Raw genomic sequence first — 1447 nt, forward strand, 5'->3', positions numbered from 1 at the left:
TAGGATCGTAATCCCGGAGCTTTGCATATTTTTTCCATTCTTCAGCGGCAACAGGATTCTTTGCCAGATAATCTCTGAGGATTTCATCGCCATTGACATGCATGGAACGGAATTTGTAGCATTTGAAATTCCTGCCATCTTTGCCAATACGATCTGCATTGTAGAATACACTGCCTTTGGAATCCAGCTTGATGCAAATCGCAAGCGCTAACAGAATCGGACTGATTGCCAATCCGCCGATAACAGTCAAAATCAGATCAAAGGCCCGCTTGTAAATCCGATTACGACGCAGGGCCAGATTATTCTTCATATGCAGCATCAGGATTTCTTCGCTGAACAGGGACTGTGCTTCTACATCGGCCATTGGGGTACCAATAAGATCCGGTACATAGGACAGATGCCTTACATGCGGCTGGACTGTGGTGATCAGATGCTGGAGTTTATCCCGTTCCATACCTGGAGCCGTGATGATCACCGTTTGGGCATGGCTGCTTTTTATAATCTGCTCTGCTTCATCCACAGTCCCCAGCAGTTTGTAATGCCGGGGAATCTTATCCGAAACGGGATGATCGTCAATGAAACCGGCGATATTATAGCGATAGCCCAAGTCATCCTTGAAAAAATGCAGGGCACGTTCGGCGGTTTTACCGGCACCGATCATGATTACATCCTCGTAAAGATGATGGCGATGTTTCAGATAAAAACTGACGATCAGCCGTTCGCAGTAAATCGTGATTAGCATTAATAGCCAGAAAACTATGAAAAAAGAACGCGGCGCCTGCCAGCTCGTGAAGAAATACAACGCGGCCACACAAGCCAGCATGGCATAAGATATGCCATAGAAGATGCTGCGCGCGGTATAGATGAATGGCTGCATGGTATTGTAGATCCGCGACTGGGCGAGAAATAACAGGAACGTCAAGGGCAGCCAAAAGTATAGATAAGCCCTGTGAATTGATAGGTCATAGATTGACGTTGACATTTGACCGGTCAGAATGACGGCCATGTAGTCAGTCAGCAGGAACAGAACCGGTGCCAGATAACGCCTCGCCTTTTGCCTTATGGAATTTTGGGTAGTATCTGCTGTCAATGTCATATAATTCCTTTCTGATATGATTGCCACCTCATCCACCGCTGAAGCGGTTCCCCTGCCCCTCAAGGGGAAGGCTTTTTTTTCAGCCTTGTTTGATTATTTCTCAGCTTTCATATTGCTGAGGGCGTATTCGCAGCATTGGCGGACGAGGTTGTTGACCGATACGTGTTCGGATTCGGCTACCTTTGTCAGTTCCTCCAGGAGGCTCTGGGGAAGGCGGAATGTTTTATTGATCATTTCTTCAGTCTGTCGTACTTGGAACATATCTTTCTCCTTCTGTATCAGATTTACACTTGCGTGTCTTTTAAGCTTAATGCAATGTAACTTATGTCAAAAAGTGTACTTTTTGACACT

2 protein-coding genes are annotated in these 1447 nt (G+C 46.1%); both read right to left on the reverse strand.

From position 1 onward, the window contains the following. The coding region (locus BLQ59_RS16180; RefSeq protein ID WP_218122871.1) for a sugar transferase at nucleotides 1-1096 on the reverse strand (1096 nt) is incomplete at its 3' end. A gap of 93 nt (nucleotides 1097-1189) precedes the next feature. Next, complete coding sequence (locus BLQ59_RS06180; RefSeq protein ID WP_256324618.1) at nucleotides 1190-1330, reverse strand: Arc family DNA-binding protein; 141 nt, start codon at nucleotides 1328-1330, stop codon at nucleotides 1190-1192. Nucleotides 1331-1447 lie beyond the last annotated feature (117 nt).

This window comes from Pseudoselenomonas ruminantium (genome assembly GCF_900104055.1).
Lineage (GTDB): Bacteria > Bacillota > Negativicutes > Selenomonadales > Selenomonadaceae > Selenomonas_A > Selenomonas_A ruminantium_C.